At 74.9% G+C, this 23,623-nt stretch carries 20 protein-coding genes and 2 pseudogenes; 6 read left to right on the top strand and 16 right to left on the bottom strand.

Annotated elements, in window-relative coordinates:
• Position 1: 1 nt before the first annotated feature.
• On the bottom strand, positions 2-1,378 hold the full coding sequence (locus AC0GKK_RS17340) for an ATP-dependent 6-phosphofructokinase (RefSeq protein WP_224401228.1): 1,377 nt from the start codon (positions 1,376-1,378) through the stop codon (positions 2-4).
• Between the two features lie 302 nt (positions 1,379-1,680).
• On the opposite strand from AC0GKK_RS17340, the gene AC0GKK_RS17335 reads away from it, so the two are divergent.
• Positions 1,681-1,857, top strand: coding sequence for a hypothetical protein (locus AC0GKK_RS17335; RefSeq protein ID WP_168172146.1), 177 nt, complete (start codon positions 1,681-1,683; stop codon positions 1,855-1,857).
• Here AC0GKK_RS17335 and AC0GKK_RS17330 read toward each other — a convergent pair.
• The 8 genes from AC0GKK_RS17330 to AC0GKK_RS17295 form a co-directional block, all read right to left on the bottom strand.
• A complete protein-coding gene (locus tag AC0GKK_RS17330) occupies positions 1,799-2,359 on the bottom strand; it encodes a flavin reductase family protein (RefSeq protein ID WP_346864533.1) in 561 nt (186 codons plus the stop codon). The genes AC0GKK_RS17335 and AC0GKK_RS17330 overlap by 59 nt on opposite strands.
• Positions 2,356-2,955, bottom strand: coding sequence for a superoxide dismutase (locus tag AC0GKK_RS17325; protein WP_489882106.1), 600 nt, complete (start codon positions 2,953-2,955; stop codon positions 2,356-2,358). The genes AC0GKK_RS17330 and AC0GKK_RS17325 overlap by 4 nt, the downstream gene beginning before the upstream one ends.
• A gap of 64 nt (positions 2,956-3,019) precedes the next feature.
• Entirely contained in the window at positions 3,020-3,460 is a 441-nt protein-coding gene (locus tag AC0GKK_RS17320; RefSeq protein ID WP_020627019.1) for a hypothetical protein, read from the bottom strand.
• Positions 3,461-3,862: 402 nt separating this feature from the next.
• The gene (locus AC0GKK_RS17315; RefSeq protein WP_489882105.1) at positions 3,863-5,326 is read right to left on the bottom strand and encodes a fused MFS/spermidine synthase; all 1,464 of its coding nucleotides are present in this window, start codon (positions 5,324-5,326) and stop codon (positions 3,863-3,865) included.
• A gap of 22 nt (positions 5,327-5,348) precedes the next feature.
• Positions 5,349-6,368, bottom strand: a complete 1,020-nt coding sequence (locus AC0GKK_RS17310) for an NADP-dependent oxidoreductase (RefSeq protein ID WP_208821624.1) — start codon at positions 6,366-6,368, stop codon at positions 5,349-5,351.
• Between the two features lie 92 nt (positions 6,369-6,460).
• On the bottom strand, positions 6,461-7,621 hold the full coding sequence (locus AC0GKK_RS17305) for an acyl-CoA dehydrogenase family protein (protein ID WP_350663677.1): 1,161 nt from the start codon (positions 7,619-7,621) through the stop codon (positions 6,461-6,463).
• Complete coding sequence (locus AC0GKK_RS17300; protein WP_482638523.1) at positions 7,618-9,702, bottom strand: acetyl/propionyl/methylcrotonyl-CoA carboxylase subunit alpha; 2,085 nt, start codon at positions 9,700-9,702, stop codon at positions 7,618-7,620. Before AC0GKK_RS17300 ends, AC0GKK_RS17305 begins: the two co-directional genes overlap by 4 nt.
• Positions 9,703-9,710: 8 nt before the next feature.
• Complete coding sequence (locus tag AC0GKK_RS17295; protein WP_226367877.1) at positions 9,711-11,309, bottom strand: carboxyl transferase domain-containing protein; 1,599 nt, start codon at positions 11,307-11,309, stop codon at positions 9,711-9,713.
• A 102-nt stretch (positions 11,310-11,411) separates the two neighbouring features.
• Here AC0GKK_RS17295 and AC0GKK_RS17290 point away from each other — a divergent pair, with 102 nt between their 5' ends.
• On the top strand, positions 11,412-12,101 hold the full coding sequence (locus AC0GKK_RS17290) for a response regulator transcription factor (RefSeq protein ID WP_062398497.1): 690 nt from the start codon (positions 11,412-11,414) through the stop codon (positions 12,099-12,101).
• 846 nt (positions 12,102-12,947) lie between these two features.
• Here the strand turns inward: AC0GKK_RS17290 and AC0GKK_RS17285 are convergent.
• Positions 12,948-13,172 (bottom strand): annotated as a pseudogene (locus AC0GKK_RS17285) (ATP-binding protein); the annotation flags it as partial.
• A gap of 243 nt (positions 13,173-13,415) precedes the next feature.
• Positions 13,416-13,667, bottom strand: a pseudogene (locus AC0GKK_RS17280) (histidine kinase dimerization/phospho-acceptor domain-containing protein); the annotation flags it as partial.
• An 819-nt stretch (positions 13,668-14,486) separates the two neighbouring features.
• Between AC0GKK_RS17280 and AC0GKK_RS17275 the strand changes: the two are divergent.
• A complete protein-coding gene (locus tag AC0GKK_RS17275) occupies positions 14,487-15,110 on the top strand; it encodes an SACE_7040 family transcriptional regulator (RefSeq protein WP_208821612.1) in 624 nt (207 codons plus the stop codon).
• A 22-nt stretch (positions 15,111-15,132) separates the two neighbouring features.
• Here the strand turns inward: AC0GKK_RS17275 and AC0GKK_RS17270 are convergent, their stop codons facing one another.
• Positions 15,133-16,857, bottom strand: coding sequence for a heavy metal translocating P-type ATPase (locus AC0GKK_RS17270; RefSeq protein ID WP_405421657.1), 1,725 nt, complete (start codon positions 16,855-16,857; stop codon positions 15,133-15,135).
• A 306-nt stretch (positions 16,858-17,163) separates the two neighbouring features.
• Here AC0GKK_RS17270 and AC0GKK_RS17265 point away from each other — a divergent pair, with 306 nt between their 5' ends.
• From AC0GKK_RS17265 to AC0GKK_RS17255, 3 genes are all read left to right on the top strand, one after another.
• Positions 17,164-17,484, top strand: coding sequence for an ArsR/SmtB family transcription factor (locus tag AC0GKK_RS17265; protein WP_062398503.1), 321 nt, complete (start codon positions 17,164-17,166; stop codon positions 17,482-17,484).
• A gap of 65 nt (positions 17,485-17,549) precedes the next feature.
• Positions 17,550-18,395 carry an alpha/beta fold hydrolase gene (locus AC0GKK_RS17260; protein WP_489882104.1) on the top strand — a complete coding sequence of 282 codons (846 nt, stop codon included), beginning with the start codon at positions 17,550-17,552 and terminating at the stop codon, positions 18,393-18,395.
• A 71-nt stretch (positions 18,396-18,466) separates the two neighbouring features.
• The gene (locus AC0GKK_RS17255) at positions 18,467-18,748 is read left to right on the top strand and encodes a helix-turn-helix domain-containing protein (RefSeq protein ID WP_489882103.1); all 282 of its coding nucleotides are present in this window, start codon (positions 18,467-18,469) and stop codon (positions 18,746-18,748) included.
• 21 nt (positions 18,749-18,769) lie between these two features.
• Here AC0GKK_RS17255 and AC0GKK_RS17250 read toward each other — a convergent pair whose 3' ends face one another.
• The 4 genes from AC0GKK_RS17250 to AC0GKK_RS17235 all read right to left on the bottom strand — a co-directional run bounded on the left by AC0GKK_RS17250 (position 18,770) and on the right by AC0GKK_RS17235 (position 23,580).
• A complete protein-coding gene (locus AC0GKK_RS17250; protein WP_062403890.1) occupies positions 18,770-19,381 on the bottom strand; it encodes a ClpP family protease in 612 nt (203 codons plus the stop codon).
• Between the two features lie 5 nt (positions 19,382-19,386).
• A complete protein-coding gene (locus AC0GKK_RS17245; RefSeq protein WP_489882102.1) occupies positions 19,387-20,004 on the bottom strand; it encodes a ClpP family protease in 618 nt (205 codons plus the stop codon).
• Positions 20,005-20,083: 79 nt separating this feature from the next.
• Complete coding sequence (locus tag AC0GKK_RS17240) at positions 20,084-21,685, bottom strand: DICT sensory domain-containing protein (protein WP_489882101.1); 1,602 nt, start codon at positions 21,683-21,685, stop codon at positions 20,084-20,086.
• A 233-nt stretch (positions 21,686-21,918) separates the two neighbouring features.
• Complete coding sequence (locus AC0GKK_RS17235; protein ID WP_489882100.1) at positions 21,919-23,580, bottom strand: putative PEP-binding protein; 1,662 nt, start codon at positions 23,578-23,580, stop codon at positions 21,919-21,921.
• Positions 23,581-23,623: the final 43 nt, after the last annotated feature.

The raw sequence follows: 23,623 nt of genomic DNA, 5'->3' as shown, positions 1-23,623 counted from the left end.
GTCAGGTGTGCGGGGCCCGGGTCGGTGCGCCGGAGTCCTCGCCGAAGCGCCACGGCTGCCCGGTCGACTCCAGCACGGCCATCCACAGGTCGCCGTGCGGGTCGACCTGGTTGCGACGGCTGACGGCCAGGCTCATCGGGATGTGCACGAACCGGCGCCGCACCCGTCCGACCACCATCGCGGTGCGCCCGGACATGGCGGCGTGCACCGCGGCCTGGGACAGCCGGACGGTGTAGACGCTGTCGTAGGGGTTCGCGGGGACGCTGCGGATGATGTAGCTCGGGTCGACGTAGCGGACGGTGGTCTCCATCCCGGCGTCGGCGAAGGAGTCGGCGATGCGCTCCTTGAGCCAGGGGCCGACGTCGGAGAGCTTCGCGTTGCCGGAGGCGTCGGTGCGCCCGACCGGCGGCAGCATCTCCTGCCCCGCCCCCTCCGCGACGACGACGACCGCGTGCCCGCGCTGGGACACCCGTCGTCGCAGGTGGTTCAGCAGACCGGTCTCGCCGTCCAGCTCGAAGGGCACCTCGGGGATCAGAACGGCGTCGGCGTCGGACCGCACGAGCGAGGCGTAGCAGGCGATGAAGCCGGAGTGCCGGCCCATCAGCTTGACCAGGCCGACGCCGCCGGGGGTGGACTTGGCCTCCACCGTGACCGACCGGATGGCCTCGCTGGCCTGGGAGAACGCCGTCTGGAAGCCGAAGGACTGGTCGATGAACGGGATGTCGTTGTCGATCGTCTTCGGGATCCCGACGACGGCGATCCGCAGCCCCCGCTCCCCCACCACCCTGGCGATCTCCATCGCGCCGCGCATGGTGCCGTCGCCGCCGATCACGAACAGCACGTTGAGGTGCATCTGCTCGAGGCAGTCGACGATCTCCTCGGGGTCCTGCGGGCCGCGCGAGGTGCCGAGGAAGGTGCCGCCGTCGACCGGGATGTCGCGCACCGACTCCGGGCTCAGCTCGACGACGTCGTGGCCGTAGGAGGAGACGAAGCCGCGGTAGCCGTTGCGGAACCCGACGACCCGGCGCACGCCGTAGTGGTAGGTCAGGGTGCGGACCAGGCCGGAGATGACGTCGTTGAGCCCCGGGCACAGTCCGCCGCAGGTGACGATCCCGGCGCGGGTCTTCGACGGGTCGAAGTAGATCTGCCGGCGCGGCCCGCACGGCTCCAGGCCCGGCAGCTCCTCCGGTTCGACGCCGCGGGCGCGGATCCCGGCGGCGGTGTCGTCGAGCAGGACCCGGTCACCGGCGTCGACGTAGTGCTCGGTGGTGCGGCGGGCGTCGAGCAGCGGCGCCAGCGGCGAGGTGATGCGGGCCGGGCCGAGCGTGTCGATGGCCAGGTCCCCGGGCGTGATGCTGCTGTACTCCGAGGTGGTCACGCGCACACTCCGTCTGGATCGATTCGCCCGGGGGCCGGGCGATCATCGTGACGCACACCGGGCGAATCGTCGATCCGACCCCCCGGGGACGACGCCGCGGGGCCACCCGCGGGTGCGCCGGGTCCCGCCGATCGGACCATCGTCGTCGCCGGTGCGTCACCGGCCGGCCCGCGGACCGCCCCGCGTCCCCGCGGTGTGCATCGCCGGACGTCACCGATTTCGCCCACCCTGTCGCACACGCGCTGTGAACGAAACGAGCACCCGGGGTGAACGCCGCAGGTCGCGTAGGGCAATATTCGTCCATGCGGAGCATCGACCCCCGTCACACCTGGTCCACCGGATTCGCCCGCACCATCGCCGAGGAGCTGCGCCACGGCGTCGCGACCGGCGCGGTCACCTGGAGCGAGGCCGACGAGCTGCTCAACCGTCTGCGTACGGTGATCGACCAGGCGCTGGACGTGCATCCGCAGCCACTGTGACCGCGTCCTCGTCCTCGACGGGGACGCCGCGGTAGGCCCGCCCCACCCACACCAGGGGTCGGCCGCGACGGCGCAGCCCGAGCAGCTCGACGACCTCGGCCGCGACCAGCAGCGACGCGCCGACCTCGGAGACCGACAGGACCCGGCAGCGCAGCGCGGTGCCCACGTCGACCAGCCACGGCTCCCCGGTCGGCAGGGCCATCCACCGGACACCCGCTCCGAACCGTTCCGCGCCCGGGACCGCGAACGCCGCCGCGAGACCGGTGTCGGTGTCGTCGAGCAGGTGCACGACGACCGTCCCGCCCCCGGCGAGCGCACCGGCCAGCCTCGAGTCACGGGCGGTCGAGAACGACACCGCGGGCGGGTCCACCCCGACCGAGGCGACCGACGACGCCGTCATCCCGACCGGCCCGTCGGGCCCGGTCGCGGTGAGCACGGCGACTCCGGCGGGGTGCCCACGGAACGCCGCCCGCAGGCCCCCGGCCGGATCGGCGACCGTCACGCCCGCGCCCGGGCGAACCGCTTGGCGGCGTCGGCCCAGTCGACGACGTTCCACCAGGCCTTGACGTAGTCGGGCTTGACGTTCTTGTACTGCAGGTAGAAGGCGTGCTCCCACATGTCGAGCAGGACGATGGGGGTCTGGCCGGCGGGGAGCTGGGACTGCTGGTCGTAGAGCTGGTGGATGAGCAGGCGGTCGCCGAGCCGGTCGTGGCCGAGGATGGCCCAGCCGGAGCCCTGGATGGTGGTGGCGGCGGCGGTGAAGTGGGCCCGGAACGCGTCGAAGGACCCGAAGTCCTTCTCGATCGCGGCGGCCAGGTCGCCGGTGGGCTTGTCGCCGCCGTCGGGGGAGAGGTTGTTCCAGAAGGCGGAGTGGTTGACGTGGCCGCCGAGGTTGAACGCGAGGGTCTTCTCGAGTCCGACGATGGCGCCGAAGTCGTTCTTGTCGCGGGCGTCGGCGAGCTTGTCGAGGGTGGTGTTGAGGCCCTGGACGTAGGTGTTGTGGTGCTGGGAGTGGTGCAGCTCCATGATCTCGGGCGCGATGTGCGGGGCGAGCGCGGAGTAGTCGTAGGGCAGGTCCGGAAGCGTGTAGTCGGCCATGCCCGCAGCCTGATAGCTGAACCGGACTTCAGGTCAAGTGTGACGGCGGCCGCACGGCCCGACCTCAGTGGTCGTCGCGCCCGGTGAGCGCGTGCTCCAGCTCGTCGGCGAGGTGGACGACCTGGCGGAACGGGAACTCGAACCCGTCCAGCGCGGCCGGGCCGAGCGGGATCGAGTGCCGGAACACCACGACGCCCTCCTCCGCGGCCAGCCCACCGACCACCGACGGCCCCGCGAGCTCCAGGGCGCGGCCGAGGTCGACCTCGCCGAGCCGCGCGACCGGGGACTCGATCTGCACCCACTCCTGGTCCGGGTCGGCGACCGCGGCCGCCGCGTCGGTGACCTCGACGCCGGGGCGGCCCGCACCCTCCCGCACCCGCTTCACGACGACGAGCTGGTCCCGGTCCTCGGTCGTCGGCAGCCGGAACCGCAGCTCGTCCGCACCCTGGCGGACGATCTCGTACCGGACCACGACGTAGGCCTTCAGGTCCTCCCAGGTCGCCACGCCCGTCTCCCCCTCGATCGTCCGACGGGGCCCACCGGACCCCGTCGCCGACCCTAGCGTGATCCGGACCCCGCGCGGCCGGGCCTCACCTCCCGATGAGCCTCGCCTCCCGGTGCCCCGGCCTCCCGCGCGGCTGCTCGGCGACGCCCCGAGTCGTCCGAGCCCGGACCGGTTCCACCGACGAGATGGAGCTGAGGGTCGTCACGGCGGTCTGCGGACCACCCCGGGCTGCATCTCGACGAACGGGCCGGCAGGCCGACGATTCGTCCGTGCTCGGATCACCGGCGCCGAGATGCAGCTGAGCGGGCGCTGGAGATCCACAAGTCCCGCTGAGCTGCATCTCGGCGCAGCGGGACGCCGAGCTGGGCGGGGCACGGCACCCCGGGGCGCGGAGGGGGCGTCCTATCCCGCCAGCCCGGTGGTGATCAGCTGGTCCACCGGGGCGCGGTCGTCGGTCAGGACCGGGGCCCCCGCGGTGAACGCGGCGGTGCGGGCCGGGTCGAGGACCGTGCCGGCCGGCTCGGAACGGGCGACGGCGGCACCGAGGGCGGCCGGGTCGAGCGGCCGGTCCGAGGCGACGACCACGACGTTCCCGCCCCCGCCGGGGGCGAACTCGTCGGGGAGGGCGAGGAGCATCGTCGTCGCGAACCGGGACTCGACGGTCGCGGTGGCGGCCTTCACCAGGTCGAGCGGGTACCGGTCGATCACGTTGAGGACGTAGAGCCCGCCCGGGCGCAGCACCCGCGCCACCTCGTCGAGGAACTCCGCGGTGGACAGGTGCCAGGGCACCGAGCGGGCACCGAAGGCGTCGCCGACGACCAGGTCGGCGGAGTCGTCGGGCAGCGCGGCGAGGTTCACCCGGGCGTCGCCGGTGCGCACGGTGGTGCCGGGGATCCCGCCCGCGTCCAGGGAGCGGACGCCGAGGTCGATCACGCCCTGGTCCAGCTCCAGCACGGTCGAGGTGCTGCCGGGGCGGGTCGCGGCGAGCCAGCGCGGCATGGTCAGCGCGCCGCCGCCGATGTGCACCGCGTCGACCGGGCGCCCCTGTCCGAACGCGGTGTCGACGGCCGCGGCGAACCGCTTCGTGTAGGCGAACTCCAGGTGCGCGGGGTCGCCGAGGCGGACGTAGGAGTGGCGCAGGTCGTCGAGCACCAGATAACGACCGGCCGGGTCCGCGGGGTCGGTCCGGACGGCGGCGCAGTAGTAGGTGGTGTCGGCGTCGCAACGCCCCGGCAGCGCGACGAGCGCGACGGCCAGCAGCAGTGCCGCGGCACCACCCTTCGCGATGTCCGAGCGCCGGCGCCGGGGCGCCAGGACGAGCCCGAGCACGAGGCAGGCGGCCGCGGTGACCAGCAGGATCGCGCTCACCGGCAGCAGCGCGACCAGCACGAACCCGGTGAGGAAGGTCCCGGCGAGCGACCCGAGGGTGCCTGCCGCGGACAGCCCGCCGACGACCTCGCCGGAGCGGTCCAGCCCGGTCAGCCGGGCCTTGGTGACGGCCGGGGTGACCGCGGCGAGCGCCGTCACCGAGACCAGGGTGGACGCGGCGACGAGCACCACGGCGGCGTACGGCCCGGCCCCGAGCAGCGGCCCGAGCAGCCGGACCACCGGCCGCACGGCCAGCGTGCCCAGCCCGCCGACGACCATCATCAGCGCGGCGACCGCCACCGGGTCGCGCTCGTCGGCCCACCGCCCACCCAGCGAGGCGCCCGCCGCGATCCCGGCGAGGGCCACCCCGATCACGGCGGTGGTCGACTCGAGCGTCAGTCCGACGTAGGGCGCGACGAGCCGGGTCGCGAGGGTCTCGACGACGAGGATCGCCGCCCCCGAGACGACGACGGCGGTCCGGGCCATGGCGAGGCGCACCCCGCCATGGTGCACGCCGGGGTCAGGCCCGGTTCAGCCGGAGCACGAGCTTGCCGGTGTTCTCGCCGCGGAAGAGCTTGAGGAAGACCTCCGGGAAGTCCGCGACGGTGCCGTCGACGACGTCCTCACGGCTGCGCAGGCGGCCCTCGGCGAGCCAGCCGGCGAGCTCCGTGCCCGCCTCGCCCCAGCGGGGGAGGTAGTCGCCGACCAGGAAACCCTCCATGCGGGCCCGGTTGACCAGCAGGTTCATGTAGTTCTTCGGGCCGGTCATGCCGCCCTCGGCGTTGTACTGGCTGATCGCACCGCAGATGACGACGCGGGCGTGCATCGCGAGCCTGCCGAGCACGGCGTCGAGGATGTCCCCGCCGACGTTGTCGAAGTACACGTCCACGCCCTCGGGGGCGAGCTCCTTCAGGCGCTGCGACACGTTCTCGGAGCGGTAGTCGATCGCGGCGTCGAACCCGAGCTCGCCGGTGATCCACGCGCACTTCTCGGGGCCGCCCGCGATGCCGACGACCCGGGCGCCCTTGACCTTCGCGAGCTGCCCGACCACCGACCCGACGGCCCCGGCCGCACCGGAGACGACGACCGTGTCGCCCTCCTTCAGCGCACCGACGTCGAACAGCCCGAAGTAGGCGGTCATGCCGGTCATGCCGAGCAGCGCGAGGTAGCGCTCCGGCGGCACGTCCGCGGTCGGGGAGACCTTCTGCAGGCCGCGGCCGTCGCTCTCCACGTACTCCTGCACGCCGAGCACACCGGTGACGGTGTCGCCGACGGCGAAGTCCGTGTTCCTGGAGGCGACGACCTCACCGAGGCCGAGCGCGCGCATCACCTCGCCGATCCCGACCGGGGGCGCGTACGAACGCCCCTCGTTCATCCAGCCGCGCATCGCCGGGTCCAGCGAGATGTGGCTGACCCGGACGACGATGCGGCCCTCGCCGGGCTCGGGCACCGGCTCGGTGGTGTGCTCCCACACCTCCGGGCCGGGGGTGCCCTGCGGGCGTGCGGCGAGCCGTACCTGGTGGTTGACCTCGTTGCTCATGACACCGGTCTACCCCCGTCACGCGCGCGGCACCGCATCACGGTCGTCACGCGCGTGACGGGAATGTCGTTCGGGGACCGAACGGATCGTCGCTACAGGCCCAGGTGCCGCGCGATCAGCATCTTCTGCACCTCGGAGGTGCCCTCGCCGACCTCGAGGATCTTGGCGTCGCGGTAGAACCGCCCGACCGGGTACTCGTTCATGAAGCCGTAGCCGCCGAAGATCTGGGTGGCGTCGCGCGCGTTGTCCATCGCGGCGTTCGACGAGACGAGCTTGGCGATCGCCGCCTCCTTCTTGAACGGCTCCCCCGCGACGAGCAGCCGCGCGGCGTGCTGCCAGGCCAGCCGGGCGGTGTGCGCGCGGGCCTCCATGTCGGCGATCTTGAACTGGATCGCCTGGTAGGAGCCGATGGTGTTCCCGAACGCCTCGCGCTCACCGGCGTAGCGGACGGACTCGTCGACGCAGCCCTGGGCCAGCCCGGTCGCCAGCGCCGCGATCGCGACCCGACCCTCGTCGAGGATGGACAGGAACTGGGCGTAGCCGCGGCCGCGCTCGCCGAGCAGGTTCGCCTCGGGGACGCGGACGTCGTCGAAGAAGAGCTCGCGGGTGTCGGAGCAGTTCCAGCCGACCTTGGAGTACTTCTCGCTCACCGTGAACCCGGGCGTGCCCGCCGGGACGAGGATCGCCGAGATCTCCTTGCGGCCGTCGGGCTTCTCGCCGGTGACGGCGGTGACGGTGACGACCGAGGTGATGTCGGTGCCGGAGTTGGTGATGAAGCACTTCGACCCGTTGATCACCCACTCGTCGCCGTCGAGGCGGGCGGTGGTGCGGGTGGCGCCGGCGTCGGAGCCACCGCCGGGCTCGGTGAGGCCGAACGCGCCGAGCGTGCGGCCCGCGGCCAGGTCGGGCAGCCAGCGCGCCTTCTGCTCGTCGGTGCCGAAGCGCAGGATCGGCATGGCACCGAGCCCGACGCCGGCCTCCACGGTGATCGCGACCGAGGAGTCGACCCGGGCGAGCTCCTCCAGGGCCAGGCAGAGGGCGTGGTAGTCGCCGCCCATGCCGCCGTAGGACTCGGGGACGGGGAGGCCGAACAGGCCCATCTCGCCCATCTTGGCGGTGATGTCGTAGGGGAACTCCTCGCGGATGTAGAGGTCGCCGATGACCGGCGCGACCTCCTTGCGGGCGAACTCCTCGACCGAGGCGCGCAGCGCCTCGTACTCCTCGGCGGTGGTGGCGTCCTGGGCGGTGGTCATGCCTGCTCCTCCTGGGTGGCGGGCTCGACCACGAGCAGCACCGCGTCCTTCGCGACGGTGGCTCCGGCCCGGGCCCTCAGCTCGCGCACCGTCCCGTCGACGGGGGCGGTGAGCACGTGTTCCATCTTCATGGCCTCGACGACGACCAGCTTCTGACCTGCGACGACGGCGTCCCCGTCGGCGACCTCGACGACGGTCACCGTCCCCGGCATCGGCGAGACGACCGGCCCGCCCGCACCGCCGGCGGCCGCGGCGGCCTCCGTCGGCGCCTGCTCGCGCACGCCCCAGGCGTGCCCGTCACGGCCGATCCAGACGACCCCGTCGGCACCCTCGGCGACGGCGAACCGGCGGGTGCGGCCGTCCTGGGTGTGCTCCACGACCCCCGGTGCGACGGCGGCGGTGCGGCAGCGGGCGGCGGCCGCGGCGGGTGTCGCCGACGCCGGGACGGCGGTGTCCCCCGCGTCCCCGTCCGCGGTTCCATCGGCGGCGGGCAGCGCCAGGTCGAACCCGGCCGCCCGGCCGCGGGCCCGAACCTCGACGGCGCCGTCGGCGCCACCGGTGACCAGGCGGCTCACCGTCCAGGCGGGCTCCCCGACCCGCCAGCCACCGGGGACGTCGAAGGGGTCCACCACGGGCCCGGCCGGCTCCCGGCGCAGCAGCCCGAGACCCGCGACCGCACCGAGGACGTCGGCGGGCACCGTGTCGTCGACGAGCGCGGCGCCGCGCCGGGCGATCAGCCCGGTGTCGAGGTCACCGGCGCGGACGTCGTCGTCGGCGAGCAGGGCCCGGAGGAACCCGATGTTGGAGTCGATCCCGAGCAGTACCGTGTCGCGGAGCGCGGCGTCGAGCCGGCGCAGCGCCTCGTCGCGGGTCGCGCCGTGGGCGATGACCTTGGCCAGCATCGGGTCGTAGTCGGACCCGACGACGGTGCCGGTCTCGATCCCGGCGTCGACCCGCACCCCGGGCGGCGGCGTCCAGTCCAGCACCGGCCCGCCGGAGGGGAGGAAGGTGAGCGCGTCGCCGGACACGGCGGTGGCCTCGGCGTACACGCGGGCCTCCATCGCGTGCCCGGTGAGCACCACGTCGTCCTGGGTGATCGGCAGCGGCTCCCCCGCGGCGACGCGCAGCTGCAGCTCGACCAGGTCCAGGCCGGTGACCTCCTCGGTGACCGGGTGCTCGACCTGCAGGCGGGTGTTCATCTCGAGGAAGAAGAACTCGTCGGGACGGTCCGAGCTCACGATGAACTCGACGGTCCCGGCGCCGGTGTAACCGACGCTGCGGGCGGCCTCGCAGGCGGCGCGGCCCATCTCGTCGCGCTGCGCGGGGGTGAGCAGAGCCGACGGCGCCTCCTCGATGATCTTCTGGTGGCGGCGCTGCAGCGAGCACTCGCGCTCGCCGAGGTGCACGACGGCGCCGTGCGCGTCGGCCATCACCTGGATCTCGATGTGCCGCGGCGTGGTGACCAGCCGCTCGACGAGCAGGGTGTCGTCGCCGAAGGAGCCGCGGGCCTCGCGGCGCGCACCGGCGATCGCGTCGGCCAGCTGCTCCGGTGAGTGCACCTCGCGCATGCCCTTGCCCCCGCCGCCCGCGGACGGCTTGAGCAGCACCGGGTAGCCGATGTCGGCGACGACGGAGGCCAGGTCGTCGTCGGTGAGGCCGGAGCCGTCGGAGCCGGGCACGACCGGGACCCCGGCCTTGGCGACGGTCTGCTTGGCGCGGATCTTGTCGCCCATCGCCTCGATCGCCGACGACGGCGGCCCGACGAAGGCGATCCCCGCCTGTTCGCAGGCGGCGGCGAACGCGGTGTTCTCGGACAGGAAGCCGTAGCCGGGGTGGATCGCCTGCGCACCGGTCGCCCGGGCGGCGGCGATCACGTTCTCCACCGACAGGTAGGACTCGCCGGCGGCGGCCGGGCCGATCCGGACGGCCTCGTCGGCGGCGCGGACGTGCGGGGCCGCGGCGTCGGCGTCGGAGTACACGGCGACCGACCGGACGCCCAGCGAGCGCAGGGTGCGGATGACGCGGACCGCGATCTCGCCGCGGTTCGCGACCAGGACGGTGTCGAACAGTGCCGATCCCATGGGGGCCCTCACATCCGGAAGACGCCGAAGGCCGGGTCGGCCAGGGGCGCGTTGGCGGCGACGGACAGGGACAGCCCGAGGACGGTGCGGGTGTCGGCGGGGTCGATGACGCCGTCGTCCCACAGCCGGGCGGTGGAGTAGAGGGGGTGTCCCTGCTCCTCGTACTGGGCGCGGATCGCGTCCGGGTCGGCGTTGCCGACGGTGCCGAGCACGGTGGCCGCCTGCTCGCCGCCCATGACCGAGATGCGGGCATTGGGCCACATGAACAGGAACCGGGGCGAGTACGCCCGCCCGCACATGGCGTAGTTGCCGGCGCCGAAGGAGCCGCCGATGACGACGGTCAGCTTCGGTACCCGGGTGGAGGCGACGGCGGTGACCATCTTCGCGCCGTTGCGGGCGATGCCGCCCGCCTCGTACTCGCGGCCGACCATGAACCCGGAGATGTTCTGCAGGAACACCAGCGGGATGCCGCGCTGGTCGCACAGCTCGACGAAGTGCGCGCCCTTGGTCGCGGACTCGGAGAACAGGATCCCGTTGTTGGCGACGATCCCGACCGGGTGGCCGTGGATCCGGGCGAACCCGGTGACCAGGGTGGTGCCGTACTCGGACTTGAACTCGGCGAACCGCGAGCCGTCGACGACGCGCGCGATGACCTCACGCACGTCGTAGGGGGTGCGGGTGTCGGTGGGCACCGCGGCGTAGAGCCCGGCGGGGTCGACGGCGGGCTCCTCGGTGGGGCGCACCTCCCACGGCCGCGGGGCACGCGGGCCGAGCGTCGCGACGATCGCGCGGACCCGGGCGAGCGCATCGGCGTCGTCGACGGCGAGGTGGTCGGTGACGCCGGAGACCTTCGCGTGCAGGTCCCCGCCGCCCAGCTCCTCGGCGGTGACGACCTCGCCGGTCGCGGCCTTCACCAGCGGCGGGCCGCCCAGGAAGATCGTGCCCTGGTTGCGGACGATGACGGCCTCGTCGCTCATCGCGGGGACGTAGGCGCCACCCGCGGTGCAGGAGCCGAGGACGGCGGCGATCTGCGGGATGCCCTGCCCGGACATCTGCGCCTGGTTGTAGAAGATCCGACCGAAGTGCTCGCGGTCGGGGAACACGTCGTCCTGCTCGGGCAGGTACGCGCCCCCGGAGTCCACCAGGTACACGCACGGCAGCCGGTTGTGCAGCGCCACCTCCTGCGCGCGCAGGTGCTTCTTGACCGTCATCGGGTAGTAGGTGCCGCCCTTGACGGTCGCGTCGTTGGCCACGACCACGACCTCCCGGCCGGCGACCCGCCCGACCCCGGTGATCATCCCGGCGCCGGGGGCCTGGTCGTCGTACATGCCGTTCGCGGCCAGCGGGGACAGCTCCAGGAACGGCGACGACGGGTCCACCAGCGCATCCACCCGGTCGCGCGGCAGCAGCTTCCCGCGCTCGACGTGCCGGGCCCGCGAACGCTCCGGCCCGCCGAGCCGGGTCCGCTCCAGCCGGTCGCGCAGGTCGGCGACCAGGGCGCGGTGCGCGGCGTCGTTCTCCGCGGCGCGCGGGTCGGCCGGATCCACCGCCGTGCCGAGCCGCGGGGCCTCCGGGGCCGGCGCGGGTGGGGCCTGCGGTGCCGTCATCGGACCTCCCGGGTAACGCTGCCTGTTAATGACCGTTAACAGGTTAGCGGTTGTTAACACGTGGCGTCCAGAGCGGGCATCCCGCGGACTACGCTGGGGTGCGTGCGCCTGCTACTGGTCGAGGACGAGAAACCGCTCGCCGAGCTGGTCCGCCGCGGCCTCGCCGGGGAGGGGCACGAGGTGGAGATCGCACACGACGGACCCACCGGGCTACAGCTCGCGCTGACCGGCCGGCACGACGTGGTCATCCTCGACATCATGCTGCCGGGCCTGTCGGGCTACCGGATCCTGCAGCACCTGCGCGACCGCGGCGTGTGGACGCCGGTGCTCATGCTGACCGCCAAGGACGGCGAGTACGACGAGGCCGACGCCTTCGACCTCGGCGCGGACGACTACCTGACCAAGCCGTTCTCGTTCGTCGTGCTGCAGGCGCGGCTGCGTGCGCTGCTGCGCCGGGCCGGGGAGGCCGCACCGACCGTGCTGCGGGTCGGGGACCTCAGCCTCGACCCGGGCACGCACCGGGTGCACCGCGGCGAGACCGAGATCCCGCTGACCCCGCGCGAGTTCGGCGTGCTCGAGCACCTGATGCAGAACACCGGGCAGGTCGTGACCAAGACCGACATCCTGCGCTCGGTCTGGGACGCCCACTACGACGGCGAGGTCAACGTCGTCGAGGTCTACGTCGGCTACCTGCGCCGCAAGATCGACGCACCGTTCGGGACGCACAGCATCGAGACGCTGCGCGGCGTCGGCTATCGGATGTCCGAGCCCGCGCCCGCGCCGCCCCGCTGACCTGCGGGGACCCGCTCAGCGACGACGGTCGGACGGCCGCCGCGGCGACGGCGCCCCGACCGGCTCCCGCTCGGCCCGGGCGGGCTCGCGCCCGGTGTCCCGGGTGTCGGGGGACGTCTCCCGGCTGGCGACGGCGGTGCCGCCACGTCCCCGCTGCCCACGCGGCGTGACGACCGGCAACGGCCGGGTGGCGTTCTCGTCGAACGGGCTGCCGACGGTGTTGGGCCGGATCGGCAGCGGGCCGGCCGGCGGGGCGAGGCGACTGTGGGCGGGTGGTGCGGACACGTCGTCCTCCGGGTCGGGCGGGGTCGTCACCGGACCGCTGTCCGGGGTCCGACCGTCCGTGCCCGAGCCGTGGGTGACGGCCGGGTCACCGGGCGTGCGCATCATGCCATCCGGAGCGGCGGTCCCGCGCGCCGACGCGCCCGCCCCCACGGGGCCCGCGGGCACCGGGCGGGCCGGGGCCTCGGGAGGGACCGCGGAGCCCATGACCGGGCGGACCGGAGCGGTGCCGCCCGACGCCGTGCCGTTCTGCGCCGTGCCGTTCTGCGCCGTGCCGTTCTGCGCCGTGCCGTGCTCCGCTGTCCCGTGGTCGGTGCCGCCCTGCCCCAGCCATGCGTCCGGGCCGAAGTCGGCGGGCTCCTCGGCCCGTGCCCACGGCGACCGCGTGGTCACCCGCGGGATCGGGCCGGAGGGCCGGTCGTCGCACAGCTCCGCGGCCGGCTCGCCGTCGAGCCCGGCCCCGGCGTGGTCGGCGTCCACCGGTCCGGAGGTCTCCTCCTCGGGCAGCGGCGCCGTCACGGCGGGCACGGTGACCCGGAACCGGGCCCCGCCCAGCGCGGGCGACGAGGCCGCCTCCACGGTCCCGCCGTGCGCCGCGACCAGCTCGGCGACGATCGCCAGGCCGAGCCCGGAGCCGCCGTCGCCGCGGGAACGGGCCTCGTCGAGCCGCACGAAGCGCTCGAAGACCCGGGCGCGGTCGGCCTCGGGGACGCCGTTGCCGTCGTCGTCGACCTCGATCACCGCGAGGTCGCCCTCGGCCCGGACCGACACCGCGACCGTCGACGCCGCGTGCCGCTTGGCGTTGTCGACCAGGTTGCGCAGCACCCGGACGAGCTGGCCGCGGTCGCCGACCACCCGGACGGGCTCACTGGTCACCCGGACCGCGACGGCGGTCTCGGCCGACGGCCGCTCCCGCTCGGCGTCGGCGATCTCGTCGAGGTCGACCTCCTCGCGGCGCGGCGCGATGCCGCGCTCGTCGGCACGGGCGAGGAACAGCAGGTTCTCGACCAGCCCGGTCAGCCGGGAGGCCTCCCCGCGCAGGACGTCGACGGTGGCCCGGTCCGCGGACGCCTCCGGCATGCCCGCGCCGAGCAGCTCCAGACCGGTCGACACGGTCGCGAGCGGGCTGCGCAGCTCGTGGCTGGCGTCGGCGACGAAGCGGCGCTGGGTCGCCTGGGAGGACTCGATCCGCCCGAGCATCTGGTTCATGGTGCGAGCGAGACGGCCGACCTCGTCGCGGGCGACCGGCTCGTCGACGCGCTGGGAGAGGTCCTTGTCCCCCATCCCGGCGACCCGGGACCGCATGTCCTCCACCGGACGCAGCGCGCGGCCGGCGAACAGGTAGGTGAAGCCGCCCGCGACCAGCACCAGCAGCGGGACCCCGCCCGCGACGAGCCAGGTGACGAGGTCGACGGCGCTGTGCATCTGGTCGGTCGGCTGGGCGGAGTAGATCGTGATCGGCCGGTCGAAGGCCCGCACGCCGAGCCCGACGACCATCATGTTCTCGGTCTCGAGCGGGCCGGGCTCCGGCTCCGGGCCGCCCGCGTCGTGGAAGGTGACCGGCACGTCCATCTGGGAGCGCGTCTCGTGCGGGGCGAGGACCCAGTCCACCAGCTTCGGCTGCCCGTCCAGCGGCTCGGACGAGGCGAACACCTCGATGTTGCGGCCCTCGCCGTTCGACCCGACCCGGTCGTCCGGCGCTCCGGTCCGGTCGCTCCAGGCCGTGACGACCTGCACCAGGTCGGTGCGGCGGGCGGTGGTCACCACCGCGTTCTCCTTGGCCGGGTCGCCGGGGCGGTAGTCGGCGAAGTTGGCCTGGATGCGCTCGGCCACCTGCTGGGCGTTGGCCAGGAGCGCCTCCTCGGTGTTGCGCTTCAGCTGGCTCTCCAGGACCAGCACCAGCGACACACCGGCGACGACGAGCACCATCGCGACCGCCGTCGCCGCCGCGAGGGCGGACGCGGCGCGCACGCCGAGACGCTCGCGCATCCGGCGCAGGGTCCTCATCACGCCCACGAGGGTATCGCCGCCGACCTGTGCGGAGCCTGAGACGGACCGCACGGCGCGTTAACAACTGTTAACCGACGACGCTACGATCGTCCGATGGTCGCAGCAGGCCCCTCCCCCGCGGACGGCGCGGGCGCGCGCACGGAGGCCCCGTCGCGGCGCGAGCAGATCCTCACCGAGGCGGCCCGGCTGTTCGCCCGGCACGGCTTCCACGGGGTGAGCATCGCCGACCTGGGCGCCGCGGTCGGCGTCAGCGGCCCCGCCCTCTACCGGCACTTCCCCGGCAAGGAGGCGCTGCTCGCCGAGCTGCTCATCGACATCTCCGAGCGCCTGCTCGACGGCGGCCGCGCCCGCGTCCACCACGACGACCCCCGTGCCGCGCTGGCCGACCTCGTCGACTTCCACGTCGCGTTCGCGACCCGCGAGCCGGAGCTGATCGTCGTGCAGGACCGGGACCTGGCGAACCTGCCCGAGGAGCCGCGCCGCACCGTGCGGCGGCTGCAGCGCACCTACGTCGAGCTGTGGGTGGACACGCTGCGCCGGGCGCACCCCGACGTCGCCCCGGCCGAGGCCCGCACCGTCGCCCACGGGGTGTTCGGCCTGCTCAACTCCACGCCGTACGCACCACGGGCCGAGCAGCCGTCCCCGCGCGGGGCGGACGCCCGGGCCGCGGTGCTGCGCCGGATGGCGCTGGCCGCGCTGGCGGTCGCCCCGGCCTGAGCAGCACCGGCCGGAGCACCCGTCAGGCCCCGACGCGCTCCCGTTCGGGATCCACGGCGACCGGCGCGACCGCGGCCCGGGCCCGCCGGTCCTCCCGGCGCGCGACGACGAGCAGCCGCAGCCCGTTCAGGCACACCAGCACCGTGGACAGCTCGTGCCCGGCGACGCCGACGACCAGCGGCAACGTCCCGATCAGGTCCCACCCGACCAGGACCACGATCACCGTGGCGGCGAAGGCCAGGTTCGCCCGCGCGATCCGCCGAGCCCGCCGGGCCAGCACGACCAGCGGGGCCAGCGAGCCGAGCGGGTCACGGGTGAGCACGCCGTCGGCGGCCTCCAGGGACAGCGCCCCCGCCCCCTCGGAGACCACGAGGCCGACGTCGGCCGACGCGAGCAGCGGCGCGTCGTTGATGCCGTCGCCCGCGGCGAGTACCCGGCGGCCCCGGGCCTGCTCGGCGCGGACGACCTCGACCTTGCCGTCGGGCAGCAGCCCGGCCCGCACCCGGGTCAGGCCGAGCCGGTCGGCGAGCACCCGGGCCGGGCGCTCGGCGTCGCCGGTGAGGACCTGCGGGTCGCCGCCGACCTCGTGGCGCAGCGCGGCCAGCGCGGTCGCGGCACCCGGACGCGGCTCGTCGGACAGCCCGACCACCCCGGCGGGCTCGCCGTCCACCAGCACGACGACGGCGGTCCGCCCCGCCTCCTGCAGCGCGGCGACCCCGGGGACCTCCACGTCACCGGCGAGCTCCGGGCGCCCGACGGCGACGGTCCGCCCGCCGACGACCGCCCGCACACCCTCGCCCGGGACCGCGGTGAACCCCTCGGCGTGGGGCAGGTGCAGGCCGCGCTCCAGGGCGTGCGCGCGCACCGCCCGGCCCAGTACGTGCTCGCTGCCGGCCTCGGCGGCCCCGGCCAGGGCGAGCAGCTCGTCGGCGCGACGGGACCCGAGCGGGGTCACCGACACCACCTGCGGGCGGCCGGAGGTCAGCGTGCCGGTCTTGTCGAGCACCACGGTGTCGACCTCGGCGAGCGCCTCCAGCACGGTGACGTCCTTGACCAGGGTCCCGCGCCGGCCGGACACCGCGACCGCGGCGAGCAGCGGCGGCATCGTCGCGAGCACGATCGCGCACGGCGAGGCCACGATCATGAAGACGATCGCGCGCAGCAGCGTCTCGGTGAACGGGGCGCCGAGCAGCAGCGGCACCGCGAGCAGCAGCACCGTCCCCGCGACGACCAGCACCGAGTAGCGCTGCTCGACGCGCTCGATGAACAGCTGGCGGCCCGCCTTGGTCTCGGCGGCCCGCTCGACCTGCGCGGCGACCCCCGCGACGACGGTGTCCGCGGCGTCGCGCGAGACCCGGACCCGCAGCACCCCGGTGCCGTTGACGGTGCCCGCGAGGACCGGATCGCCCGGCCCGGTACGGGCCGGGACCGGCTCACCGGTCAGCGCGGAGGTGTCGACCTCCGAGACCCCGCCGAGCACGGTGCCGTCGCCGGGGACCCGCTCGCCCGGACGCACCAGCACCGCCTGTCCCGCGACGAGCCCGGCGGCGGGGACGACACGCTCGGTGCCGTCCTCGTCGACGACGGTGGCGGTCTCCGGGGCGAGGTCCAGCAGGGCGTCGATGCTGGCCCGGGTGCGGGCGGTCATGACCGACTCCAGCGCCCCGGACGTCGCGAAGATGACGATGAGCAGGCCGCCGTCGAACCACTGCCCGATGGCGGCCGCGGCCACCGCGGCGACGATCATCAGCAGGTCGACGTCGAGCCGCTTCTCCCCGAGCGCACGCAGGCCCTCGAGCGCGGGCTCCCAGCCGCCGAGGACGTAGCAGGCCAGGTACAGGCCGACGACCACCGCGGACGGCGCGCCGAGCAGGTCGGCCCCGAGCGCCGCCAGGAAGGCCAGCAGGGAGGCCCCGGCCCAGCGGACCTCGGGCAGGGTCAGAGCGGATCGCATGCGTGAGACCGTACCTGCGCATGCACGAAGATACGCAGTCAGCCATCCACATGGTGTGACGGTGGACCATCCGCGCAGTCACGCAGGTATCCTCGCGTCGTGCACGAGTCCATCCACGGCTTCGCGATGCCGCCCGAGGACGAGGTCCGCCGGGTGGCGGACGCGATGCGCATGCTCTCCGACCCGACCCGGGTCAAGATCCTCTGGGCGCTGCTGCAGGGCGAGTCCTCGGTGGCCTGCCTCGCCGACCTGGTCGGCGCCGCCCCCACCGCGGTGAGCCAGCACCTGTCGAAGCTGCGACTGTCGGGCCTGGTCGAGAACCGGCGCGAGGGGACCTACGTGTACTACACCGTGGAGGACGCGACCGTCCGCGCCGTGCTGGAGCGGATGCTCGGGCAGGGCACGGTCGTCGACGGGTAGGTCCGCGGCGGGGCGGGTACGCGGATCGGGAGGACGCAACCGATCTTCCCGGAGGAGTGCACCCCATGCCCCAGCTCAGCATCGGTACCGAGAACGGCAGCCCGGTCGAGCTGCACTACACCGACCAGGGCTCCGGCGCACCCGTCGTGCTGATCCACGGCTGGCCGCTGTCGGGGAGGTCCTGGGAGAAGCAGGTCCCCGCGCTGGTCGACGCCGGCCACCGGGTCGTGACCTACGACCGTCGCGGCTTCGGCCAGTCCTCCCAGCCCTGGGACGGCTACGACTACGACACCTTCGCCGACGACCTGCACGCCCTGCTCGTGCACCTCGACCTGCGCGAGGCCACCCTCGTCGGGTTCTCGATGGGCGGCGGCGAGGTCGTCCGCTACGTCGCGAAGCACGGCACCGACCGGGTCGCCCGCGCCGTGCTGGCCGCCGCCGTGCCGCCGTACCTCTACCGGTCCGACGACAACCCCGACGGCGGTCTCGACGACGCCACCATCGAGCAGTTCCAGGGCGGCGTCACCGGTGACCGGATCGCCTTCCTGGAGGAGTTCACGTCGAACTTCTTCGCCGCGGGCGACCGGACCGACCTGATCAGCGAGCCGAACCGTGCCTACCACCGCGCGATCGCCGAGTTCGCGTCGCCGAAGGGCACCCTGGACTGCATCACCGCGTTCGGACGCACCGACTTCCGCGACGACGTGCAGAAGGTCTCCGACGCCGGCATCCCGACCCTGGTCGTCCACGGCGACGCCGACGCGATCGTCCCGTTCGAGGTGTCCGGCAAGCGCTCGCACGAGGCGATCGAGGGCTCGCGGCTCGTGCTGATCGAGGGCGGCCCGCACGGCCTCAACGCCACCCACCCCGACGAGTTCAATGCCGCGCTGCTCGACTTCCTGAAGGCCTGAGCGCCCGCCCCGGGTTCCGCTGTGGGCGGAACCCGGGGACCACGGCCCCCGCCGGGCCCTACCGTGCTCCCATGAGCGAACCCCTCTGGCGGCACGCACTCGGTCGTGAGCTGTGGCGACGGCGGCACGCCCGCGGTGAGACCCTGCACGCGACGGCCGGGCGCGCCGGGGTGTCCCCGCAGTACCTCTCGGAGGTGGAGCGGGGCCGCAAGGAGCCCTCCAGCGAGATGATCGCCGCCGTCGCCGGGGCGCTCGGGACCGACCTGGCCGGGCTGACCCGCGGCGTCGCCGACGGTCTCGCGACGGCGCCGCGGGTGCGCGGGCCGCAGTGCGCCTACGCGCTGGCGGCCTGACCCGGCGCCGCTCAGCGACGCTCAGCGCCGCTCGCGGGTGCGCGGCGGCTGCGGTTCGAGCACGGTGTCGAGCAGGCCGTAGTCCCGGGCCGCGGACGCGGTGAACACGCGGTCGTGGTCGGTGTCGGCGCGCAACCGCTCGACGGTCTGCCCGGTGTGCCGGGCCAGGATCTCCTCGATGTCGGCGCGGATCCGGACCAGCTCGTCGGCCTGCAGGATCAGGTCCGGGATGGACCCGCGGCCCTGCGCCGCCGGCTGGTGCAGCACGACCCGGGCGTGCGGCAGCGCGCCGCGACGGCCCTCGGTCCCGGCGGCGAGCAGCACCGCACCCACCGAGACGGCCTGCCCGACGCACGTCGTCGCGACCGGGCAGCGGACGTGGCGCAGCGTGTCGTAGATGCCGAGCATCGCGCTGGGGTCGCCGCCCCCGCAGTTGACGTAGAGCTGCACCTCGCGGTCGGGGTCGTCGGCCTCCAGGAACAGCAGCTGGGCGATCAACGCGTTCGCCACGCCCGCGTCGATCTCGGTGCCCAGGTAGACGACCCGCTCGGTGAGCAGGTGGGAGTAGACGTCGAGGACCCGCTCGCCGCCCGGGGTGCGGGCGATGACGTTCGGGATCGTGTAGGTGCTCACCGCCGTCACCGCCCCACGCCGAAGCCGGTCGGGACGGCACCGCGGCGCGGCACCACCTGGTCGAACCGGTCGACGACGGCGTCGACGAAGCCGTAGTCGAGCGCCTCGGCGGCGGAGTACCAGCGGTCGTGCAGCGAGTCGCTGAAGATCCGGTCCACCGGCTGCCCGGTGTCCTGGGCGATGAGGCCGAGCACGGTGTCGCGGGTGTGGCGCAGGTCGTCGGCCTGCAGCTCGATGTCGACGGCCGTCCCGCCGATCCCCGACGAGCCCTGGTGCATCAGCACCCGCGAGTGCGGCAGCGCGCGGCGCTTGCCCGGGGTGCCCGCCGAGAGCAGGAACTGCCCGGCGCTGTAGGCGATGCCGAGCACGAGCGTCGCGACGTCGCAGGGGACCAGCCGGAACAGGTCCCGCAGCGCCAGCATCGCCGGCACCGACCCGCCGGGCGAGTGGATCCAGAAGGCGATGTCGGCGTCCGGGTCACGGGCGGCCAGTGCCACGACCTGGGTGGCGAGCAGGGTGCCGTTGTCGTCGTCGAGGGGGCCGTCGAGCACCACGACGCGCTGGTCGTAGAGGTCGCGGCGGGCGCGGTCGTCGAAGCGCGGGGTGCGCGGTGAGTCGCTCATGACCCCACCGTGGCCGGGGGGCGGCGCGTTCCGCGCCCGGTTCTGCCCAGGGCAGCTCCGCCCAGGGCGAACGCGCCGGTCAGCCGGGGTGACCGCCGTTGTCGCGGTGCCGGTCGGCGAACACGTCGTAGTCGGCACCCCGGTCGCCCTGGACCAGGCGGCGCACCGCCTCCTGCGCCGCGGCCCGCGGGTCGGCGGCCGCCTCACCGGTGACCGGCCGCGGGCCGGTCGAGGACGCGTCGAGGTAGGGCCGGGGCCGTGACGGCGGCGGGGCCGGTGCGGGCCGCGGCGGCGGGGCGTGCGCGTCGGGCGGGGGCGCGACCGGGTCGCCGGACCCGCCGCCGTTCGCGGCCGGGCGCGGGCGCGGTGCGACGTCGTCGGGACCGCGGTGCCGGGCCGCGGCCGACGGCTCCGGGGACGGCCGCGGCCCGACGCCCTCCCGCCCGGTCGCGGCGACGACGATGCGGTCTCCGGCCGGGTTCCGGCCGGTGTCGACCGGGCCGGCGTCGCCCGGCTCCTCGGGCAGGTGGGCCAGCGCCGCGCGCAGGTCGGCCAGCGGCAGCGGCCGGGTCGCCGTGACCGCGAACGCGACCCGCCCGGCCAGCGCGATGCCCGGCCAGCCCTGCGAGGCCAGCGCCAGGCGCTCGCCGACCCGGTCGCAGAGCCCGGCCAGGTGCCGGTCCGAGGCACCGGGCACGACCAGCGCGAACTCGCGCTCGGACAGCCGCAGGGCCGCGTCGACCGGGCCGAGCGGCTGGGTCATCGCCGCCGCGACCTGGTGGGCGGCGAACCAGGCGGCGCGGTCGTCGTCGTGCACGACGGAGCCGTCGAGGCCGGGCAGGTCGAACAGTGCGACGCCGACGGGCAGCGTCTCCGGCCCCGCCGGTCCGGCGAAGCGGTCCAGGGCCTCGGCGGTGGGCAGACCGCTCGCCGGGTCGACCGCGGCGGCGGCACGGGCGGCCGCGGCGCGCTGGGCGTCGGCCAGCTGGGATCGCAGCTCACGGGTGCCGGCCCGGGCCGACAGCAGCCGGTCGATCATGTGGTTGAGCGAGGTCGTCGCCCAGGCCTCGCCGGTGGTGCCCGCCGAGGCCGCCGGGTCGCCGCCGGTCGGCATCGAGGAGCCGAGCAGCTCGTCGACCGTGCGCCGTACCGAGGCCGGCAGCCGGTCCCCCAGCGCGAACCGCAGCCGCGCGAGCTCGGTCCCGGCCTGGGCGCGGGCGTAGCCCCAGCGGCCGAGGAACACCCGCCCGGCCTCGCCCCGTTCGCGCGGGTCGCGGGCGTACTGGTCGGTCGCGACCAGGAACGCGCCCGCCCCGGGCCCGAGCGCGACGACACTCCACTCCGACGCCAGCGGCTCGTCCGGGTCCAGCACCACGAGGTGGACGCCGTCCGGTACGTCGTGCACCCCGCCGTCGGCGAACGCGACGACGACGTGCATCCCGGCCTGGGCCATCCGCGCGTAGACCTCGCGCTCGCGGTCGAAGAAGCGCAGCTGCTGGAACAGCGCGACGACGACCGTCGGGTCCTCCCGCGGCCCGGACATCACCGCGCGCTCGATGGAGTGCGACAGGTGCACGAGCAGCCGCTTCGACGCCGGCTCCGGGCGCGCGCCCGAGGCGCGCTCCCAGGCCTCGCGGCGGCCCTCGGACAGCCCGTCGACGTAGGCCTGCTCCGAGGCCACCCGGACGGCGTGGGCAAGCGGTCCCTCGGACAGGGGTGACCTCCGGTCGTCGGACGGCGCCCGGTTCGCGACACGGGATCACGCCGTGTGTCGACCCAACAACCGCGGGTCGCCGAGGGCAACCGGTGGCCGGGTACGTCCGGTGGGACCACAGGCCACTGCGACCAGCGGCGTGACGCCGCCGGTCCACCCACCGCGCAGCCGAGCGGGAGGACGAACGCGACGAACGGCGATCAGCCGTCGAGAGCGGCGACGGCGCGGCGGGCTGCGACCGGGTCGGCCGCGGCGCAGGCCGCGCGGGCCCGCTCCCGGCACTGCTCCACCGTCAGCCCGGCCAGGGTCGCCCCGACCGCGGCGAGCGCACCGGACCCCATCGACATGCTCGCGACCCCCAGACCCACCAGTACCGCGGCCAGCCCCGGGTCGGCCGCGGCCTCGCCGCACACCCCGACCGGGGTGCCGGTGCGCGCCGACGCCTCGCCGAGCAGCCCGATCAGCCGCAGCAGCGCCGGCTGCCACGGGTCGTTGAGCGCGGCCACCGGCCCGGACTGGCGGTCCGCGGCGAACAGGTACTGGGCCAGGTCGTTGGTGCCGACCGAGACGAAGTCGACCTCGGCCATGATCTCGTCGGCGGTGAGCACCGCGGCCGGGATCTCGATCATCACGCCGGCCTGGGAGATGCCGTGCGCCCGGCAGCGCTGCACGAACCAGCGCGCCTCCTCGGCGGTGGCGACCATCGGCGCCATCACCTTGAGCGCGACGCCGGTCTCCTTCGCCGCGGCGGCGAGCGCGGCGAGCTGGCGCTCCAGCACGCCGTCGCCGTTGCCGGGGACGCGGGCGATCCGCAGGCCGCGCACGCCCAGCGCCGGGTTGGGCTCGCCGTCGAGCGACAGGAACGGCAGCGGCTTGTCCGCGCCGGCGTCGAGGGTGCGGGCGGTGACCGGCCTGCCGGCGAACGCGGACAGCACCGCGGTGTAGACCTCGCGCTGGGCGGCCTCGGTCGGCTCCTCGGCCGCGGAGAGGAACGCGAGCTCGGTGCGGAACAGGCCGACGCCCTCGGCCCGGGCCTCCGCGGCCTTCGCCGCGCCGGGGCCGTCGCCGACATTGGCCAGGACCGGCACGACACGACCGTCGGCGGTGCGGCCGACGCCGTCCCACTCGGCGGTGACCGAGGCGGCGGCGGCGAACGCGGTGGCCTCGTCGAGGGTGGCGACCTCGACGACCTCACCGGTGCCGCCGTCGACGGTCAGCGCGGCGCCCTCGGCGATCCGGGTCGCGCCCGCGCAGCCGACGACCGCGGGGATCCCCAGCGAACGCGCGAGGATCGCGGTGTGGCTGGTCGGGCCGCCCTGCTCGGTGACCAGGGCGAGCGCGACGCCCGGCTTCAACCCGGCGGTGTCGGCCGGGGCCAGGTCGGTCGCGACGAGCACGGCAGGCGCGTCCAGGTCGGCGACGCCCGGCGCGGGCAGCCCCAGCAGCTCCGCGACGATCCGGTCACGCACGTCGTGGATGTCGCGGGCGCGCTCGGCCATGTAGCCGCCCATCGACGACAGCATCTCGGCGAAGGAGTTCGCGGCCTCCCACACCGCGCGCGCGGCGGGCCGCCCCTGCTCGGTGACCAGCCCCTGCGCGCTCTCCAGCAGCGCCGGGTCGCCGACCATCGTCACGGTCGCCTCCAGCACCTCGCGCGCGTCGCCGGTGACGGTCGCGGCGCGCGCGGTCAGGCGCTGCGAGACCAGCTCGACGGCCGGCGCGATCCGCGCGGCCTCGGCGGCGGCGTCGGCCGGGGCGGGGCCGGCGGCCGGCTCGCCCGGCGGCTCGGCGACGCGGACGACGCGGCCGCCGGCGCGGCCGGGGCTGGCGGGGATTCCGATGAGGGCGGTCGTGCTCGGCATGAGTGGCTCCCGGGGTTACGTCGACGTGACCCGTTGACAAACA

The sequence above is a fragment of the Pseudonocardia sp. P-1 genome, from assembly GCF_058111925.1.
This window is presented reverse-complemented; position numbering and strand designations above follow the sequence as displayed.

What these genes read in the sequence shown, in the direction of transcription:
- AC0GKK_RS17300 (WP_482638523.1), bottom strand. Translation starts at nt 9,702, where the DNA reads ATGGGATCGGCACTGTTCGACACCGTCCTGGTCGCGAACCGCGGCGAG.
- AC0GKK_RS17270 (WP_405421657.1), bottom strand. Translation starts at nt 16,857, where the DNA reads ATGATCGTCGCCGCGGTGGCCGCGGCCGCCATCGGGCAGTGGTTCGAC.
- AC0GKK_RS17235 (WP_489882100.1), bottom strand. Translation starts at nt 23,580, where the DNA reads ATGCCGAGCACGACCGCCCTCATCGGAATCCCCGCCAGCCCCGGCCGC.
- AC0GKK_RS17310 (WP_208821624.1), bottom strand. Translation starts at nt 6,368, where the DNA reads ATGAGCAACGAGGTCAACCACCAGGTACGGCTCGCCGCACGCCCGCAG.
- AC0GKK_RS17275 (WP_208821612.1), top strand. Translation starts at nt 14,487, where the DNA reads ATGGTCGCAGCAGGCCCCTCCCCCGCGGACGGCGCGGGCGCGCGCACG.
- AC0GKK_RS17335 (WP_168172146.1), top strand. Translation starts at nt 1,681, where the DNA reads ATGCGGAGCATCGACCCCCGTCACACCTGGTCCACCGGATTCGCCCGC.
- AC0GKK_RS17325 (WP_489882106.1), bottom strand. Translation starts at nt 2,955, where the DNA reads ATGGCCGACTACACGCTTCCGGACCTGCCCTACGACTACTCCGCGCTC.
- AC0GKK_RS17260 (WP_489882104.1), top strand. Translation starts at nt 17,550, where the DNA reads ATGCCCCAGCTCAGCATCGGTACCGAGAACGGCAGCCCGGTCGAGCTG.
- AC0GKK_RS17295 (WP_226367877.1), bottom strand. Translation starts at nt 11,309, where the DNA reads ATGACGGCACCGCAGGCCCCACCCGCGCCGGCCCCGGAGGCCCCGCGG.
- AC0GKK_RS17245 (WP_489882102.1), bottom strand. Translation starts at nt 20,004, where the DNA reads ATGAGCGACTCACCGCGCACCCCGCGCTTCGACGACCGCGCCCGCCGC.
- AC0GKK_RS17305 (WP_350663677.1), bottom strand. Translation starts at nt 7,621, where the DNA reads ATGACCACCGCCCAGGACGCCACCACCGCCGAGGAGTACGAGGCGCTG.
- AC0GKK_RS17255 (WP_489882103.1), top strand. Translation starts at nt 18,467, where the DNA reads ATGAGCGAACCCCTCTGGCGGCACGCACTCGGTCGTGAGCTGTGGCGA.